Raw genomic sequence first — 16,648 nt, 5'->3', positions numbered from 1 at the left:
TACCACCGAAACGAGGACGACGTGGATTGGTCGAGACGCCAGCTGTTCCAGGCCGGTGGCGGGATTGGGCTTGCCCTACTGTTGGCCGCGTGCGGGGGTAACGACACCGGGACCGGGCCGGGGGAGGATGCGGGGCCGCCGCGCAAGGGCGGAACGCTGCGCGTGGGCGCGCTGGGGCGGCCGGGGGCGATCACCCGCGATCCGCACGGGACGCAGGCCAACGAGAGCGACTACCTGATTCTGAGCCTGCGCTACGACACGCTCACGGTGCCGGGTGAGAAGACCATCACCGCACCGCGTTTGGCGAGCGCGTGGCAGGGCTCGGAGGATCTGCGGACCTGGCGCTTCACCATCGCGCCGGGTGCGAAATTCCATGACGGGCGGCCGGTCACCTCGGCCGATGTGGTGTATTCGCTACGGCGACTGCGCAATACGCCCTCGGGCGCGTCGCGGCTGCCGGGTATCCGACCGGAGGGCATCACCGCCGACGGGCCGAACACCGTCGTCCTGGTCTCCGACTATCCGAATGCCGAACTGCCGCAACTGACTCGGCTCACCACCTTCGTGGTGCCCGACGGCACCACCGATATCGAGAACGCGCCCGGCACCGGCCCGTTCAAGCTGGACTGGTTCCGCGGCGGCAATGCCCGCCTGGTGCGCAACGATGACTGGTACGGCGGCGAGGTGTATCTCGACGCCATCGAGGTGAGCATCTTCGAGAGCCCGCAGGCCATGGCCACGGCGCTGCTCTCCGGACAGATCGATCTGGCCTCGAACGTGGGTGCGGTGGCGGCGCGGACCGCGCAGGGCCGCAAGGATATTCGCATTGTGCGGCGGTCCGACGATATGGCCATGCCCATCGTCATGCGCACCGCCGAGGGCAGCCCCTTCGCCGATGCGCGGGTGCGTGAGGCGCTGCGGCTGGCGGTGGACCGCGAGGCCATGGTCACGCAGGTGCTGTCCGGCTACGGCACCGTAGGCAATGACATTCTCGGCACGGGCGATCCGGAGTACGCGCGCGATATCCCGCAGCGGACAAGGGATCTCGCCAAGGCCAAGGATCTGCTCGCGCAGGCCAAGTTCGACACCGGCAAGACCTACAGGCTGCACACCACCGAGGACATCGCCGGACTGGCCGAATCGGCGACGCTGTTCGCCACCCAGGTGCGCGACGCCGGGGTGAAGATCGAGGTGGTCAAACAGGAGTCGGGGGCCTTCTGGGACGACACCTGGTTGAAGGGCGAGCTCTACACGACGTACTGGGGCACCAACGATTCGGTGCTCTTCTTCGCCAGTAAGACCATGGTCTCCGACAGCGGCCAGAACGAAGCCGGTTGGCGCGACCCCGAATTCGACGCCACCTACAAGACCGCCGTCGCGACCGCCGACCCCGCCGCCCGCACCGAACTGCTGCGCAAACTCCAGCGCATCGAGTACGACCGCTCCGGCTACCTGCTGTGGGGTATGGCCGACGGTATCGATCTGGCGGGCACCGCCGTCCAAGGTCTGCCCAAGCTGCCCGGATACGGAAGGGTGCAACTCGAAGGCGCATGGCTGAGCCGCTGACCCCCGACCTCGCCACCGAACCGGAAGTGCCGGTCCGGCAGGCGAGTTCGGCCGAGGCCGGGCACGTCGGTGCGGACTCGAAAGAGCCCGCGCCGCCGCCCGTGTCGAAGTATCGGCCACTGCGGACAGCGGGACGCATTGCCGCGCTGCTGGTGAAACGCGCTCTGCTGCTTGTCCTGCTGCTGGTACTGGTCTTCGTCACCGTCGACCTGCTGCCCGGTGATGCCGCCAGCGCCACCTCCGAACGCGGTGAGAGCGCCGCCGATCTGGCTCAACGGCGGGCGCTGCTCGGGCTGGATCGTCCGGTCCTGCAACGGTGTTGGGACTGGCTCACCGGATTGCCGACCGGCGATCTCGGTATGTCGGCTCGCGGTGTGCCGGTGCGCGAACTGGTGGCCGGACCGTTCCCCAACACCCTGCTGCTGGGCGGTCTCGCCCTCCTGCTGACCGCGACCATCGCACTCGCACTGGGCTGTTGGGCGGCGCTGCGGCCGGACAGCACACTGGACCGGGCCATCTCCGGCAGTGCGACGGCCGTCCTCGCCCTGCCGGAATTCGTGGTGGCCGTCGCCTTGGTGGCGGTGCTCTCGCTCTGGGCCGGATGGCTGCCCGCGGTCACCCTCGCCGGTGCCGACGGCGGCCCGGCCAGCTGGGACATGCTCATCCTGCCGGTGCTGGCGCTCACCATCCCGCAGGCGGGGTGGAATGTGCGCATCGTGCGCGCGGCCCTCGCCGACGAGGCCCGGGAACCGCATGTCGAGGCCGCCGTACTGGATGGTCTCCCGCCGCACCGCATTCTGCTGCGCCATGTGCTGCCCGGCGCGCTGCCCGCCATCGTCACGGGTCTGGCCACCTCCACCGGCATACTGCTCGGCGGTGCGGTCGTGGTCGAGACGGTCTTCAACTATCCGGGTGTCGGCTCGGTGCTCGCCTCCGCCGTGGCCGACCGCGATACCCCGCTCATCGCCGGGGTGACGGCGCTCGCCGGAGTGGTCATCACCGTCATGCTGCTGATCGCCGATCTGGTCCGCGACGCCATGTCCGGAGGACGGCGATGAACAGAATCCGGCCCGTACTGCGCGTGCTGCCCGCCGTGGCGCTCATCGTCGCGGCCCTCATCGGCCCGTGGCTGGCACCGCATCCCATCGACGTCCCGGTGACGGGACCGTATGCCGAGCCCGGCGGCGCGGCTCCGCTCGGCGGCGATCAGCTCGGCCGCGACGTGCTCAGCCGACTGCTCGCGGGCGGGCGCGAACTGGTCGTCTCGGCGCTGCTCACGGCCGCGATCGTCACCGCCGCCGCGGCGGTGCTCGGCGCGGTCGGTGCTCTGCGCCCGGCCGTCGGCCGCCTGGTCGACCGCACCGCCGACCTGCTGATCCTGCTGCCCGCCGTACTCGGCCTGCTGCTCATCGCCCTGTCCTGGCCGGGAGGCGGACGGCTCGCCATCATCGTGGCGGCCGTGGTGCTGGGTGTCCCGTACGCGGTGCGCCTGGTGGCCAGCGCCGCCGCACCGGTGGCGACCTCAGGCTATGTGGAGGCCGCGGCCGCCGGTGGGGAACACCTGTGGCATCTGGTCTTTCGCGAGGTGCTGCCCAATCTGCGGGCGGTGCTGCTGGCGCTGTTCGGCCTGCGCTTCGTCGCCGCGGTCTATCTCGTGGCGACGGCGGGCTTCCTTCAGATCGGTCCGCAACCCCCGGCCGCTGACTGGGCGCTCATGATTCGCGAGAATGGCCCCGGGATACTCCTGAATCCCTGGGCGGTGGTCGCCCCGAGCTTGCTCATCGGCCTCCTCGCCATGACCGTGAACCTAGCCGCCGCGGCCCTCGCACCGCAGGTCGGACGAAAGGCGGTGAGCCTGCGATGAATTCCGCACGACTACCCAAGCGACGTGCCTACTCCGCGGAAGAGGCGATGACCGAACCCATCCATCGGGTCGCCGCGCTGCCCGCCACCGAGGAGACCGAGGGCGGCACCGAACGGCCCGGTCTGGCCGATGTGGTGCAGGCCATCCAGGACGGCAGAGACGCGGTGCGCCGATGGTGATGCCCGCCCCCGCCGGTGCGCCGGTGGTGCGGGTGGTGGATCTCGCGGTCTCGACCGAGGACGGTCGGGCCATTCTCGGCGGGGCCGGTTTCGCGGCGGACCCGGGGCGGCTCGTCGCCTTGACCGGACCGTCCGGCGTGGGCAAGACGACCCTGCTGCGGGCGCTGACCGGTCTGCTGCCCGCGGGCACCTCGCGCACCGGCGGCCGCGTGGAGGTGCTCGGCCACGACGTCTTCGCCCTGGACGAGCGCGCACTGCGTGAATTGCGCCGCACGCGCATCGCTTTCGTGGGCCAGGATCCAGGTTCGGCGCTGAATCCGCGCATGCGGGTGCGCTCGCTGGTCCGGGAACTCGCCGTCGACGGGCATTCTGTCGCCGCATCGCTCACCGAAGTACGACTTCCCGCCGACACGCGCTTCACCGCCCGGCGTCCCGGTGCGCTGTCCGGTGGGCAGCAGCGCCGCCTGGCCCTCGCCCGCGCTCTCGCCCGCCAACCGGACCTGCTGCTCCTGGACGAGCCCACCGCCGGACTCCATCCCCAGCTGCGCGACGAGATCGGGGACCTGCTGCGCGAATTGGCGCGCCAGCGCGGCTTGGCCGTCGTATTCGCCTGCCACGACGCCGAACTCGTCGACCGCATCGCCGACGAGGTGGTCCGCCTCGACAACGCCGTGCGGACGGCGGCGGGGTCGCGGGTCGGGATGGCCTCGGTCCGCTCGATTCCCACGCGGACCGCGCCTGCCGGTGAAGCTCCTGCGGGACAAGCGGATCCGCTGCTGGTGGTGCGTGGTTTGCAGGTCTCGTTCGTGAAGGGCGGCCAGCAGGTGCTGCGCGATGTGGACCTCGCGGTGGCCGCCGGTTCGGCCGCGGGCATTGTCGGCCCGTCCGGTTCGGGCAAGACGAGTCTGGCCCGCGCCGTGGTCGGCCTGCATCCGCCCGGCGGCGGCACCGTCACCCTCGGCGGTCTGCCGTTGCGCGCGGATCTGCGGCGTCGCAGCCGCGACGAGCGCCGCCGCATCCAACTCGTCCCGCAATGCCCGCTCGGCGCGCTGAATCCGAGCCGCAGCGTGGGCGCGACGCTGGGCCGTCCGCTGCGGCTGCACCGGCGCTGCGACAGCGGGGAGATGTCGGACCGTGTGGCCGAACTGCTCCGCCAGGTCGAACTCGCCCCCGAGTTCGCGCGGCGCTATCCGCACGAACTGTCCGGTGGGCAGCGCCAGCGCGTCGCCATCGCCCGCGCCCTGGCCGCCGAGCCGGATGTGCTGATCTGCGACGAGGTCACCTCGGCGCTGGACGCCCGCACCGCCGCGGCCATCATGGAGCTGCTGGCCGGATTGCGTGAGAGCCACCGGCTGGCGCTGGTGCTGATCGCGCACGACCTGCCGCTCATCGCCGACCGCACCGATACCGTGGCCGTGCTGGACGCGGGCCGGGTGGTGGAATCGGGCAGTACCGCAAGCGTTTTCGCCGCACCGGCGCACGAGACCACGCGCGCGCTGCTGCGGGTCAGCTGAACGGGCTCTTCGGGCGGGGGAGCAGCTGCCCGTCCACCCAGATATCGACCTTCTCGTTGTAGAAGCACACCAGTCCGGCGACCTTCTGGCTCTCCGGCAGCGGCGTCGGGTAGCCCCACACGATGTCGGGGTATTCGTTCTCGCCGATCTGGACATGCCAATAGGAGGCGGTGCCCTTGTACGGGCACTGCGACTCGGTCTCGGATCGGCGCAGCAGCTCCATGCGCACATCGGTCATGGGCAGGTAATACCGTGGCGGCAAACCGGTTTCGAAGAGGATGCGGGAGTTGCGGGAGTCCGCGACGGTGGTCCCGCCGATATCCACGCGAATGTGGCGGGAGCTGGCGAGGATATCCACGCGGCTGTAGGGATCGCGCGGGTGGACGTAGATGGGTTCGTCCTCCTCGAACCAGGCGTCCATGGAATCGAAATCCAATCGCACCAGGTCGCGCAGCTCCTCGACCGGCGAGTCCAGATAGCGCAGCGCCGCGCCGAAGGCCGTCGCATTGTCGACCAGCACATCGAACTGGGTGCCGTCGCCGAGCTGGGTGGAGCCGCGGGCATCGCCGGAGGGTTCGAGTTTGGCCACCAGATCGTCGGCGGGCAGGTAGTAGGTGGGGTAGTACGGGTGCTCCCAGACCAGCACGGGGCGGATGGTGTCGGCGACCAGATAGCCGCCGAGATAGGTCCGCACGCGCTTGGCACACGGTTCGACCCGGACCTTGCCCGGATTCGTCTCGCTCATCCTCTCGACGGTACGCCCGGAGCAAGATCGCAGTGGCGGAACGCAATTCGCTACCGGCCCGGTGCGGCGGCGATCCGCATCACACCTCGGGTTTTGGTCGCATGACCAGGGCCGTTAAGGTGTAGCCGCAACATTCAAGCAACAACCAGTGAGGCGGGCCGATGTCGGAGACGACGGTCACTACCGAGCAGGAGGGTCTGCGGCCCGGACTGCGACGGCGTCACATGACGATGATCGCCATCGGCGGCGCGATCGGCGCGGGCCTGTTCGTCGGCAGCGGGTCGGTCATCCAGACCGCCGGACCCGCCGCGGTGCTCTCCTACGCGGCCGCCGGACTGCTGGTGCTGTGCGTGCTGCGCGCACTCGGCGAAATGGTGGTGGCCCGCCCGGTGGCGGGGTCGCTGGCCGAGTACGCGCGCCTGTCGATGGGTCCGTTCGCCGGATTCACCGTCGGCTGGCTGTACTGGTACCTCTACGTCATCCTGGTCGGCGCGGAGGCCGTGGCCGGTGCCGCGATTCTCGGCGAATGGGTGGACCTGCCGCAGTGGGTGCTCTCGGCCGTGCTGCTGGTGATCATGACCGCCGTCAATCTGGTGTCGGTGAAATCCTTCGGCGAATTCGAATTCTGGTTCGCCTCCATCAAAGTCGTGGCCATCGTGCTGTTCCTGGTGCTCGGCGCGGTCTACCTGTTCGGCCTGTGGCCGGATGCCGACGGCGGTATGCACAACCTCACCGGGCACGGCGGCTTCTTCCCCAATGGCATCACCGGCGTCTTCTCGGCGATCGTCGTGGTGATCTTCGCCTTCGGCGGTACCGAGATCGTCACCGTCGCCGCCGCCGAATCCAAGGAGCCCGGCCGGGCCGTCGCCCGCGCCACCAACAATGTGCTGTGGCGCGTGGGCCTGTTCTACGTGGCCTCGATCTTCCTGGTCGTGTGCATCCTGCCGTGGAACGACGCCGAGGTGCTGAAGAGCCCCTTCGTCTCCGCGCTCGACCACATGGGCGTCCCCGCCGCGGGCACCATCATGCAGGTGGTCATTCTGACCGCGGTGCTGTCGGTGCTGAACTCGGCCATCTACGTCTCCTCCCGCATGCTCTACGTCCTCACCCGCGACGGCGACGCCCCGGCCGCCCTGGTGAAGGTCAACAAGCGCGGCGTCCCCGCCCGCGCCGTCCTGCTCGGCACCATTGCCGCCTGGGGCGCGGTCATCGCCTCCTATGTCTCCCCGGACAAGGTCTTCACCTTCCTGGTGAACTCCATCGGCGTGGTGCTGGCCTTCGTCTACATCGCGATCATGCTGTCGCAGTTGAAACTTCGGGCTCGGCTGCGCCGCGAAGACCCGTCGGCCCTCACTTACCGCATGTGGGGCTACCCGTACCTGAGCTGGCTGGTCATCATCGCCATCGTGGCGGTCTTCATCGCCATGGCCCGGGTGCCCGAGCAGCGCAACCAATTGCTCGCCTCCACCGTGAGCCTGCTCGTCGTGGCGGCGATCTATCCGCTGCGCGCCCGGTTCGGCAAGCAGGCCCCGGTGCGTGAGGTCGAGGTGCTGCGGCACTGATTCAGTCGTCGCCGAGCGTAATCGCCTGCGCCTCTTCGACACTGTGCGCGGCGGGGTCGTGCTCGTCGACTCCGGCGAGCAGCTTGCGGCCGGAGAGCAGCACCACCACGGCCGCGGCGGTGCAGGCCGCGCCCACCCAGAAGGGCAGGGCCATATGCTGCTCGCCCAATTTTCCCGCGAGGTAGGGGGCCGCCGCGCCGCCCGCGAAGCGGACGAAGCTGTAAGCCGCTGAGGCCGTGGACCGTTCGACGGGCGCGGAGACCATGACGGCCTCGGTGATGAGGGTGTTGTTGACGCCCAGGAACAGTCCCGCGAGCACGGTGCCGACCACCAGAACGGGCTTGTGCTCGGCGAACAGCGCCATGACCGCGAGATCGGCGGCGAACAGCGCCAGGGCGAGCCCCATCATGGGCACGGTGCCGAAGGCGCGCTGGAGTTTCGGCGCGATCCACACCGAGGAGAGCGCGAGCAGCAGGCCCCAGCCGAAGAAGATGAAGCCGATCGAGTAGGTGCCCATGTCCAGGGGGAAGGGCGTGTAGGCCAGCAGGGTGAAGAAGCCGTAGTTGTAGAGCAGGGCGGTAATACTCACCAGCAGCAGGCCGGGGTAGGTCAGGGCCTTGAACGGCGCGGCCAGCGAGGTGCGCTGGGCCGGTTTCGGGGTCGCGGGCAGCAGGATCACCAGGCCGATGAACGCGACGGCCATGAGGACGGCCACGCCGAAGAACGGTGTGCGCCAGCTGAAGTGGCCGAGGAATCCGCCGACCAGCGGGCCCGCCGCGATGCCGATGCCGAGTGCGGCCTCGTACATGATGATGGCGCGCGCGACGCCGCCGGTGGCCGAGCCGACAATGGTGGCCAGCGCGGTGGCGATGAACAGCGCGTTGCCGAGGCCCCAGCCCGCGCGGAAGCCGACGATCTGGCCGACGGTATCGGAACTGCCCGCGAGAGCGGCGAATACGACAATGATGGCCAGACCCGCCAGCAGCGTCTTCTTGGCTCCGAAGCGGCTGGAGATGACGCCGGTGATGAGCATGGCCACGCCGGTGACCAGCATGTAGCTGGTGAACAGCAGCGTCACCTGCGACGGCGTCGCGTGCAGCTGCTCGCCGATCGGTTTGAGGATCGGGTCCACCAGGCCGATGCCCATGAAGGCGATCACGCTGGCGAAGGCCACCGCCCACACGGCTTTGGGCTGTTTGGTGCTGGAAGTCTGGGAAGCCGACGGCCCACTGGTGGGTCGGGCAACCGACATGGTGCTCACGGTCACTCCTCATCGTCGAATGATGTGTGCGGGTTCAGCGCACCGAAACATTGTTGCATAAGCTAACTAAATACTTAGCCCTGCTAACTATATTTCCGGAGTGAAATATGGCACAGGCCGGTGACCAGGGGATATCCCTCGATCACCGGCCCGCGCCGACGTGAAATGGATTACGCCGGACGCGCCAGCGGCCGTGCGGGCGCACCGAACAGCTGGGCATCGCCGTGCGCGCGCTTGAAGAACAACTGCGCGTCGTGCTCCCAGGTGATGGCGATACCGCCGTGCATCTGCACCGTCTCGGAGACCACCGCGCCGAGCGCCTCGGAGCAGTAGATCCGCGCCGCGGCCACATCCACGGCCTCGGCCTTGCCCTCGGCCAGCGCGGCGATCACATGGTGAGCGATCGAGCGCGCCGACTCCACCAGGACGTACATATCGGCCATGCGGTGCTTCAGCGCCTGGAAGCTGCCGATGGGTCGGCCGAACTGCACGCGCGATTTGGAGTACTCGACGGTGAGGTCGAGGCACTGTTCGGCCGCGCCGACCTGTTCGGCGGCGACTGTCGCCCAGGCGATTTCGCGCAGGCGATGGATGTCCACGGCGCCGAGCCTCGGTGCCGCGACACCATCGAAGCTGATCTCGGCGAGCCGCCGGGTGGGGTCCTGGGTCGGCAGGGCCGTACGCACCACGCCCTCGGCGGAGCCGTCCACCTCGAACAAGCCCTCGGCGGTCAGCACGAGCAGGGTCTCGGCGTAGGTGCCGTCGAGTACGTAATGCGCGGTGCCCGAGAGCTTTCCATCCGCCACCCGCACGCCGAACTCGTCCCAGCCCCGCCGTCCGGCCCAGCACAGCGACAGTGTGCGCGCCCCTTCGGCGACCTCCGGCAGCAGCCGCTCATTGGCCTCGGCATTCCCGGCCAGCAGCAGCGCCTGCACACCCAGCACCGCCGAGCCGAGCATGGGCGGCGCGGCCAGGGTGCGGCCCAATTCCTCGACCACGAGCAGGGATTCGACCAGTCCGGCCCCGATACCGCCGAACTTTTCCGGAATCGCCAGCGCGGCGACGCCCACCTGCTCGCAGAGCAGCTTCCACAGCTGCTCGTCGTAGCCGCGCTCACCCGCGAGTCCGCGCCGCACGGCCGCGCTGTCACCGTGTTTGGCCAGCACCGCGCGCACGGTGGTGGCGAGTTCGCGCTGCTCCGCGGAGATGCTCATGCGACGACTCCCGCGCGCAGCGCCGCGGCGATCCGGGCGCGATGGAATTCCGGTGTGCCCCAGGCGGAGCGCAAGGCGGTGACCTTCGTGATCCACAGCGACAGATCGCATTCGGCGGTGTAGCCGATGGCGCCGTGCACCTGCAGGGCGATCCGCGCGGCCTGATAGGCGGCCTCGCCGCAGGCCAGTTTGGCGGCGGAGATATCCCGGGACGCGGTCTCGGAGCCCTCCTGAAGCGACAGCGCCGCGCGGTAGAGCAGCGGCTGCGCCATATCCAATCCGATCAGCACATTCGCGAGATGGTGTTTGATCGCCTGGTACTGCCCGATCGGCTTGCCGAACTGATGGCGCTGTTTGACGTAGTCGACGCTGATATCCAGCAGTGCCCGCCCCGCACCGGCCAGCTGTGCCGCGGCCGCCACAGCGCCCGCGTCGAAACCGGTTTCGATGGCGGCGCGCACACCCTCACCCTCGGCGACCACACCGGCCGCCGCGACCGGGAAGAGTCGCCGCGCGGCGTCCACCGAGCGAATGTGCTCCTGCGAGGTGGCCAGTGCCAACCGATCACCGACGGCCACCAACACCACCTCGGCGTTGTCGGCGTCCAGTGCGATGGGTTCGGCGTCCGTCCCCGGCGCGGGCAGCGCGATGGTGCCCAGGGTGGTGCCCTCGGCGAAGCCCGGCAGCCACTCGGCGGCCTTGGCGGAATCCGGAAGCGCTTGCAGCAGCGCCGGAATCGCGGCGGCGGTCTCGACCAGCGGGCCCGGTACGGCGGCCCGGCCGATCTCGGTGAACGCCACGATGGACTCCACCGGCCCGGCCCCGAAGCCGCCGTTCTCCTCGGTAATGGTCAGCCCCAGCGCACCGGCCTCGGCGAGCTGTCGGATCAGGGCCTTACCGGCACCGGAATCCCCTGCACCCCAGGCGCGTACGACACCCGGCGTCTTGGCGGCCTCGCACATCTTGCGCAGGCTGGCGGCGAAATCAATCTGTTCCGCGGTCAAAGCGAATCGCATATCGTCCTCCGATGTCTATCGCGGCAGGCCGAGCAGGCGTTCGGCGATGATATTGCGCTGAATCTCATTGGTGCCCGCGTAGATCGGGCCCGCCAGCGCGAACAGGAAGCCGTCGGTCCAGGCCGATTCCTGTTCGGCGGCGGCGCCGTGCAGCTCCAGCGCGGTCTCGTGCATGGCGATATCCAGCTCGGACCAGAAGACCTTGTTCACCGAGGATTCCGCGCCCAGCTGGCCGCCCTCGGCCAGGCGGGTGACGGTGGCCCACGTGTTCAGCCGGTAGGCCTCCGCGCCCAGCCAGGCGTCGACCACCCGGTCGCGCGCGGCGGTGTCGGAGTCCGCGGCGACGGTGCGCCACAGATCGATGAGCTTGGCGGCGGTCGCGTTGAAGCGGCCCGGGCTGCGCAGCGAGAGGCCGCGCTCGTTGCTCGAGGTCGCCATGGCGACCTTCCAGCCATTGTTCGGTTCGCCGATCACGTCCTGATCGGGGACGAACACATTGTCCAGGAAGATCTCCGCGAAGCCGGGCTCGCCGTCGAGCTGCGGAATCGGCCGGACGGTGACGCCCTCGGCGGTGAGGGGGAACATCAGATAGGTCAGCCCGCGATGCCGCTGCGCCTCCGGGTCGCTGCGGAACAGGCCGAAACCCCAATCCGCGTAGGAGGCCCGGGAACTCCAGGTCTTCTGGCCGTTGAGCAGCCAGCCGCCCTCGGTGCGCCGCGCGGTCGACCGAATGCCCGCGAGATCGCTACCGGCCTCCGGCTCCGACCAGGCCTGCGCCCAGATGTCCTCGGCGCGAGCCATTCTCGGCAGAATGCGGGCCAGCTGCTCCGGCGTGCCGTGTTCGAACAGGGTCGGGGCCAGCAGGAAGATGCCGTTCTGGCTCACCCGGCCGGGCGCGCCCGCCGCGTAGTACTCCTCCTCGAAGATGACCCATTCGGTCAGCGAGGCGTCGCGGCCGCCGTACTCGGCGGGCCAGGCCACACACGACAGCCGGGCCTCGGCGAGGGTGGCCTCCCACTGACGGTGCAGTTCGAAGCCCTCCTCGGTGTCCATGGACGGCAGGGGAGTGGCGGGCGCGTTGGCGGCCAGGAACTCGCGCACTTCGCGGCGGAATTCCTCTGTCTTGGCGTCGAATTCGAGATCCACTTACTTCGTTCCACCCTTCGCGGTCACGCTGTTCGGGGCCTCGGCGCTGGCCTTCATGGACTTGGCGTTCATACCGCCGAGGGAATCGGCGCCGACCTCGGCATTGTGCGCGTGCGCGAAATGGTGCAGTCCGAAGACCGAATCCATTCCGGCGCGCATACCCATGAGGTCCTCGCACTGGTTGACGGCCTTCTTGGTCAGCGCCAAGCCGAATTGCGGCATCTGCGAGATCTTCTCGGCGAGCGCGAAGGTGTGCTCTTCCAGCTCCTCGCGCGGGACAACCCGATTGACCATGCCCCACTCGTAAGCCTGTGCGGCGGTGAAGCGTTCACCGGTGAACAGGATCTCCTTGGCCCGGCGCGGGCCCAGCACCCACGGATGCGCGAAGTACTCGACGCCCGGAATGCCCATGCGCACCACCGGATCCGAGAAGAACGCATCCTCGGAGGCCACGATCATGTCGCAGGACCACGCCAGCATGAGCGCACCGGCGATGCACGCGCCCTGCACCATGGCGATGGTCGGCTTGGGCAGCTCCCGCCAGCGGCGGCACATGCCCAGGTACACCTCGGACTCGCGGGCGAAGCGCTGATCGCCGCCCTGCCGGTCCACGTGGTCCCACCAGGTGACGGCCTTGTTCTCATACGAGATGTGATGGTCGCGCCCCGGCGTGCCGATATCGTGTCCGGCGCTGAAATGCTTTCCGGCACCGGCCAACACGATGACCTTCACCTCGGCGTCCTCGACCGCGCGGGTGAACGCGGCATCGAGGGCGTAGGTCATGACCGAGTTCTGCGCATTGCGGTAATCCGGCCGATTCAGCGTGACGACCGCGATCGGCCCGCGCTTCTCGTAGCGGACGACGTCGCCCTCGTCGGGAATGGACCCGGTTTCCTGGCTCACGCCTTCTCCTCACGTAGTAGCCGCTTGAGAACTTTCCCCGCGGCGCTGTAGGGCAGCTGGTCGCGGAACTCCACGTACCGCGGCACTTTGAAGTTGGCCAGCAGCGTCTTGGCATGTGCCAGCACGTCTTCGGTGGTCAATTCCGCACCGGGCTTGCGGACCACGTACACCTTGCCGACCTCGCCCATGCGCTCGTCGGGCACGCCGATGACCGCGGTCTCGGCGACGCCGTCCAGCCGCGCCATGGCCTGCTCCACCTCGGCGGGGTACACATTGAAGCCGCCGGAGATGTACATGTCCTTGAGTCGGTCGGTGACCTTCATGTACCCGCGCTCGTCGATGACCGCGACATCGCCGGTGTGCAGCCAGCCGTCGGCGTCGATCGTCTCGGCGGTGGCCTTCGGATCGTTGAGGTAGCCGCGCATCACCTGGTAGCTGCGAATGAGCAGTTCGCCATTGTCGGCGAGCTTGATCTCCACATCGGCGATGGCGCGTCCGCAGGTATTGGCGATGGTCTCGGCGGAGTCCTCCGGGCGGCACATGGTGCCGAAGCCGCCGGATTCGGTCTGGCCGTAGGCAGTCAGCACCACGTCGAAGCGCAGCTCCTCGCGCATGCGCTCGATGAGCACCACCGGCACGGTCGCCGCGCCGGTCACCGCCACCCGCAGCGAGGACAGGTCGGCGTCGTGGCGGGCCGGATGTTCGAGAATGGTCTGGTAGATGGTCGGCGGACCGGTGAGCACGGTGATGCGCTCGTCCTGGACCAGCCGCATGGTCTCGGGCACGTCGAAGGTGGCCTGCGGGATCATGCTGGCCCCGGTGACCAGGCACGCGATGATGCCCGCCTTGTAGCCGAAGCTGTGGAAGAACGGCGGCACGATGAGGTAGCGGTCGGAGCTGTTCAGCGTCGCGCAGTCGGCCCACGCCCGCGCGCTGCCCAGCAGCTGGCGGTGCGCGATGAGCACGCCCTTGCTGCGGCCGGTGGTGCCAGAGGTGAACAGAATGTCGGAAAGATCATCGGGCGCTACGGATTCCGCGCGGGCGATCACCTCGGCGAGGCTCACGGCCTCGGCGACCTTGCCCAATTCCGACCAGGCAATGGCGTTCTCGACCGGTGCTTCGCCCTCGACCGGAATCACGATGACGGTGCCGATGGCCAGTTCCGGTGCGGCGGCGCGCAATTCGGCCAGCCGGTCGCGGCCCAGGAATTCACCCGCGACGAACAGCGCCTTGGCGTGCACCCGCTCGAGCACATCGGCCGCCTCGTCGGCCACGTACCGCGTATTGAGCGGCACGATGGTCGCGCCCACATAGTGGGTGGCCAGCAGCGCCGTCACCCAGTGATGGGTATTGGGGGCCCAGATGCCGACGCGGTCGCCCCGCTCGATGCCGCGGGCCATGAGCGCCCGCGCGGTCTCACGGACCGAGTCCAGCAGTTGCGACCAGCTCAGTCGGACATCACCATCGCCCACGGCGGGCGCGTCGCCATAGGTGGCGGCGGCCGCGTGCAGGGCGAGCGGTGTGGTCTGCGGAGGAGATGTCACGGGGTTTCCTGCCGTCCGGGAATGGGTCTAACAAAGCAAGTGCTTGGTAGGTTACTCTACCGACGTGAGCATGATCCAGACCCCCGAACCGGCCAGCGGGACGACCACGGCGGGCCGTGATGTGGATGTCACAGCGGGCCGTGACACGGACGCGACTCCCGAGGATGCCGCGTTCCGGACCGAGGTGCGCGACTGGCTGGCCGAGGCCCTGCACGGCCAGTTCCGTGAACTGCGCGGACTGGGTGGGCCGGGCCGCGAACACGAGGCGTTCGACGAGCGCCTCGAATGGGATCGCGCACTCGCTGCCGCCGGGCTGACCTGCCTGGGCTGGCCACGGGAGTGGGGCGGGCGCGACGCGACGCTGCGGCAGCAGATCATCTTCCACGAGGAGTACGCCAAAGCCGATGCGCCGGGCCGGGTTTCGCACCTGGGCGAGGAGCTGCTCGGTCCCACGCTGATCGCCTTCGGCAGCGAGGAGCAGAAGCGGCGCTTCCTGCCCGGTATTCGCAATGTCACCGAGCTGTGGTGCCAGGGCTATTCGGAGCCCGGCGCGGGTTCGGACCTGGCGGCCGTGGCCACCTCCGCCCATCTCGACGGCGACGAGTGGTCGATCTCCGGGCAGAAGATCTGGACCTCGCTCGCGCACCTGTCGGACTGGTGTTTCGTCGTCGCGCGCACCGAGAAGGGGTCGCAGCGTCACAAGGGACTGTCCTACCTGCTGGTGCCCATGAAGCAGCCCGGGGTCGAGGTGCGGCCCATCGTGCAGCTCACCGGAACCGCGGAGTTCAACGAGGTCTTCTTCGACAATGCCCGCACCGCCGCCGATCTCGTGGTCGGCGCACCCGGGGACGGGTGGAAGGTCGCGATGGGCACGCTCACCTTCGAGCGCGGCATTTCGACGGTGGGACAGTCGATTCGGTACGCCCGCGAACTCGCGGATCTGGAGGCGGTGGCCCGGGACAACGGCGCCATCGAGAATCCGGTGATCGCCGATCGGCTCGACAAGGCGTGGGTGGGGCTGCGGGTGCTGCGCGCGCATGTGATGCGCACGCTCGAGGACGGCCACGGCGGCGCGACCGTCGACGCCCGCACCGCGGCCGGGCACGCCTCGGTGACCAAACTGCTGTGGGCGAATTGGCATCGCGGGCTGGGGGAGCTCGCCATGGATGTGCTCGGCGCGCCCGGCCTCATCGCCGACGCCCCGGGTGCGGATCTCAATGCCTGGCAGCGGCTGTTCCTCTTCAGCCGCGCCGACACCATTTACGGGGGATCCAACGAAGTGCAGCGCAATATCATCTCCGAGCGGGTGCTCGGACTTCCGCGAGAGGCTCGGCCGTGACCGATTTGTCCATTGCTCCCGCCATTGTCGAGGGCCACAACCTGCTGGCCGGGAAGGTCGCGGTCGTCACCGCCGCCGCGGGCACCGGTATCGGCTCGGCCACCGCGCGCCGTCTGCTCGCCGAGGGCGCGGATGTGGTGATCTCGGATTGGCACGAGCGCCGGTTGAAGGAGACCGAGGAGGCGCTGAAGGCCGAATTCCCGGACCGCCGAATCGCTTCCGTGCCCTGCGATGTGAGCAGCACCGAACAGGTCGACGCCTTGATCGCCGGTGCGGCGGCGGCGCTGGGGCGGATCGACATCATGGTCAACAATGCCGGTCTGGGCGGTGAGACCCCGGTCGTGGACATGACCGACGAGCAGTGGGACAAGGTCCTCGACATCACCCTCAACGGCACCTTCCGGGCCACCCGCGCGGTGCTCAAGTACTTCCGCGACGCCGACCACGGCGGCGTGATCGTGAACAATGCCAGCGTGCTCGGCTGGCGCGCCCAGCACGGCCAGGCGCACTACGCCGCGGCCAAGGCGGGCGTCATGGCGCTGACCCGCTGCTCGGCCGTGGAGGCCGCCGAGTACGGGGTCCGGATCAATGCCGTGGCCCCGAGCATCGCCCGGCACGCCTTCCTGGACAAGGTCACCTCCGCGGATCTGCTCGACCGGCTCGCCGCGGGCGAGGCGTTCGGGCGGGCCGCCGAACCCTGGGAGGTGGCGGCCACCATCGCCATGCTCGCCAGTGACTACACCACCTATCTCACCGGCGAAGTGGTGTCGATCAGCAGCCAGCGCGCCTGATTGC

The 16,648-nt window shown here is 69.0% G+C and carries 15 protein-coding genes; 8 read left to right on the top strand and 7 right to left on the bottom strand.

The annotated features are described in order from the left end of the window. Nucleotides 1-21: 21 nt before the first annotated feature. From ACIBH2_RS27070 to ACIBH2_RS27050, 5 genes are read left to right on the top strand one after another with little or no spacing between them, the layout of a single operon-like run. Nucleotides 22-1,566 carry an ABC transporter substrate-binding protein gene (locus tag ACIBH2_RS27070; RefSeq protein ID WP_397122351.1) on the top strand — a complete coding sequence of 515 codons (1,545 nt, stop codon included), beginning with the start codon at nucleotides 22-24 and terminating at the stop codon, nucleotides 1,564-1,566. Continuing rightward, entirely contained in the window at nucleotides 1,551-2,624 is a 1,074-nt protein-coding gene (locus ACIBH2_RS27065; RefSeq protein WP_397122349.1) for an ABC transporter permease, read from the top strand. Before ACIBH2_RS27070 ends, ACIBH2_RS27065 begins: the two co-directional genes overlap by 16 nt. Next, entirely contained in the window at nucleotides 2,621-3,430 is an 810-nt protein-coding gene (locus tag ACIBH2_RS27060; protein WP_397122347.1) for an ABC transporter permease, read from the top strand. The genes ACIBH2_RS27065 and ACIBH2_RS27060 overlap by 4 nt, the downstream gene beginning before the upstream one ends. A 47-nt stretch (nucleotides 3,431-3,477) precedes the next feature. Continuing rightward, on the top strand, nucleotides 3,478-3,609 hold the full coding sequence (locus tag ACIBH2_RS27055) for a hypothetical protein (RefSeq protein WP_397122345.1): 132 nt from the start codon (nucleotides 3,478-3,480) through the stop codon (nucleotides 3,607-3,609). Beyond that, on the top strand, nucleotides 3,603-5,123 hold the full coding sequence (locus ACIBH2_RS27050) for an ABC transporter ATP-binding protein (RefSeq protein WP_397122343.1): 1,521 nt from the start codon (nucleotides 3,603-3,605) through the stop codon (nucleotides 5,121-5,123). The genes ACIBH2_RS27055 and ACIBH2_RS27050 overlap by 7 nt, the downstream gene beginning before the upstream one ends. Here the strand turns inward: ACIBH2_RS27050 and ACIBH2_RS27045 are convergent. Continuing rightward, nucleotides 5,116-5,868, bottom strand: coding sequence for a DUF427 domain-containing protein (locus ACIBH2_RS27045; RefSeq protein WP_397122341.1), 753 nt, complete (start codon nucleotides 5,866-5,868; stop codon nucleotides 5,116-5,118). The two genes, ACIBH2_RS27050 and ACIBH2_RS27045, sit on opposite strands and share 8 nt — an antisense overlap. A gap of 161 nt (nucleotides 5,869-6,029) precedes the next feature. Here ACIBH2_RS27045 and ACIBH2_RS27040 point away from each other — a divergent pair, with 161 nt between their 5' ends. After that, entirely contained in the window at nucleotides 6,030-7,430 is a 1,401-nt protein-coding gene (locus ACIBH2_RS27040) for an amino acid permease (protein WP_397122339.1), read from the top strand. Between the two features lies 1 nt (nucleotide 7,431). Here the strand turns inward: ACIBH2_RS27040 and ACIBH2_RS27035 are convergent, their stop codons facing one another. The 6 genes from ACIBH2_RS27035 to ACIBH2_RS27010 form a co-directional block, all read right to left on the bottom strand. Then, complete coding sequence (locus ACIBH2_RS27035) at nucleotides 7,432-8,682, bottom strand: MFS transporter (RefSeq protein WP_397123040.1); 1,251 nt, start codon at nucleotides 8,680-8,682, stop codon at nucleotides 7,432-7,434. 179 nt (nucleotides 8,683-8,861) lie between these two features. Then, the gene (locus ACIBH2_RS27030; RefSeq protein WP_397122337.1) at nucleotides 8,862-9,905 is read right to left on the bottom strand and encodes an acyl-CoA dehydrogenase family protein; all 1,044 of its coding nucleotides are present in this window, start codon (nucleotides 9,903-9,905) and stop codon (nucleotides 8,862-8,864) included. Further along, on the bottom strand, nucleotides 9,902-10,921 hold the full coding sequence (locus ACIBH2_RS27025; RefSeq protein ID WP_397122335.1) for an acyl-CoA dehydrogenase family protein: 1,020 nt from the start codon (nucleotides 10,919-10,921) through the stop codon (nucleotides 9,902-9,904). Before ACIBH2_RS27025 ends, ACIBH2_RS27030 begins: the two co-directional genes overlap by 4 nt. A gap of 15 nt (nucleotides 10,922-10,936) precedes the next feature. Further along, a complete protein-coding gene (locus ACIBH2_RS27020; protein WP_397122333.1) occupies nucleotides 10,937-12,067 on the bottom strand; it encodes an acyl-CoA dehydrogenase family protein in 1,131 nt (376 codons plus the stop codon). Next, complete coding sequence (locus tag ACIBH2_RS27015; protein ID WP_397122331.1) at nucleotides 12,068-12,970, bottom strand: enoyl-CoA hydratase; 903 nt, start codon at nucleotides 12,968-12,970, stop codon at nucleotides 12,068-12,070. It abuts the gene before it with no gap. Continuing rightward, nucleotides 12,967-14,514 (bottom strand): FadD3 family acyl-CoA ligase, encoded by a 1,548-nt coding sequence (locus ACIBH2_RS27010; RefSeq protein WP_397122329.1) that lies wholly within the window; start codon nucleotides 14,512-14,514, stop codon nucleotides 12,967-12,969. Before ACIBH2_RS27010 ends, ACIBH2_RS27015 begins: the two co-directional genes overlap by 4 nt. A 70-nt stretch (nucleotides 14,515-14,584) precedes the next feature. Here ACIBH2_RS27010 and ACIBH2_RS27005 point away from each other — a divergent pair, with 70 nt between their 5' ends. Together ACIBH2_RS27005 and ACIBH2_RS27000 are read left to right on the top strand one after the other, a co-directional pair. Beyond that, nucleotides 14,585-15,853: an acyl-CoA dehydrogenase family protein gene (locus tag ACIBH2_RS27005; protein WP_397123038.1), complete on the top strand. Its 1,269-nt coding sequence runs from the start codon at nucleotides 14,585-14,587 to the stop codon at nucleotides 15,851-15,853. Then, the gene (locus ACIBH2_RS27000; protein ID WP_397122327.1) at nucleotides 15,850-16,644 is read left to right on the top strand and encodes an SDR family oxidoreductase; all 795 of its coding nucleotides are present in this window, start codon (nucleotides 15,850-15,852) and stop codon (nucleotides 16,642-16,644) included. Before ACIBH2_RS27005 ends, ACIBH2_RS27000 begins: the two co-directional genes overlap by 4 nt. Nucleotides 16,645-16,648 lie beyond the last annotated feature (4 nt).

It is taken from the genome of Nocardia sp. NPDC050406, assembly GCF_044459025.1.
Lineage (GTDB): Bacteria > Actinomycetota > Actinomycetes > Mycobacteriales > Mycobacteriaceae > Nocardia.
This window is presented reverse-complemented; position numbering and strand designations above follow the sequence as displayed.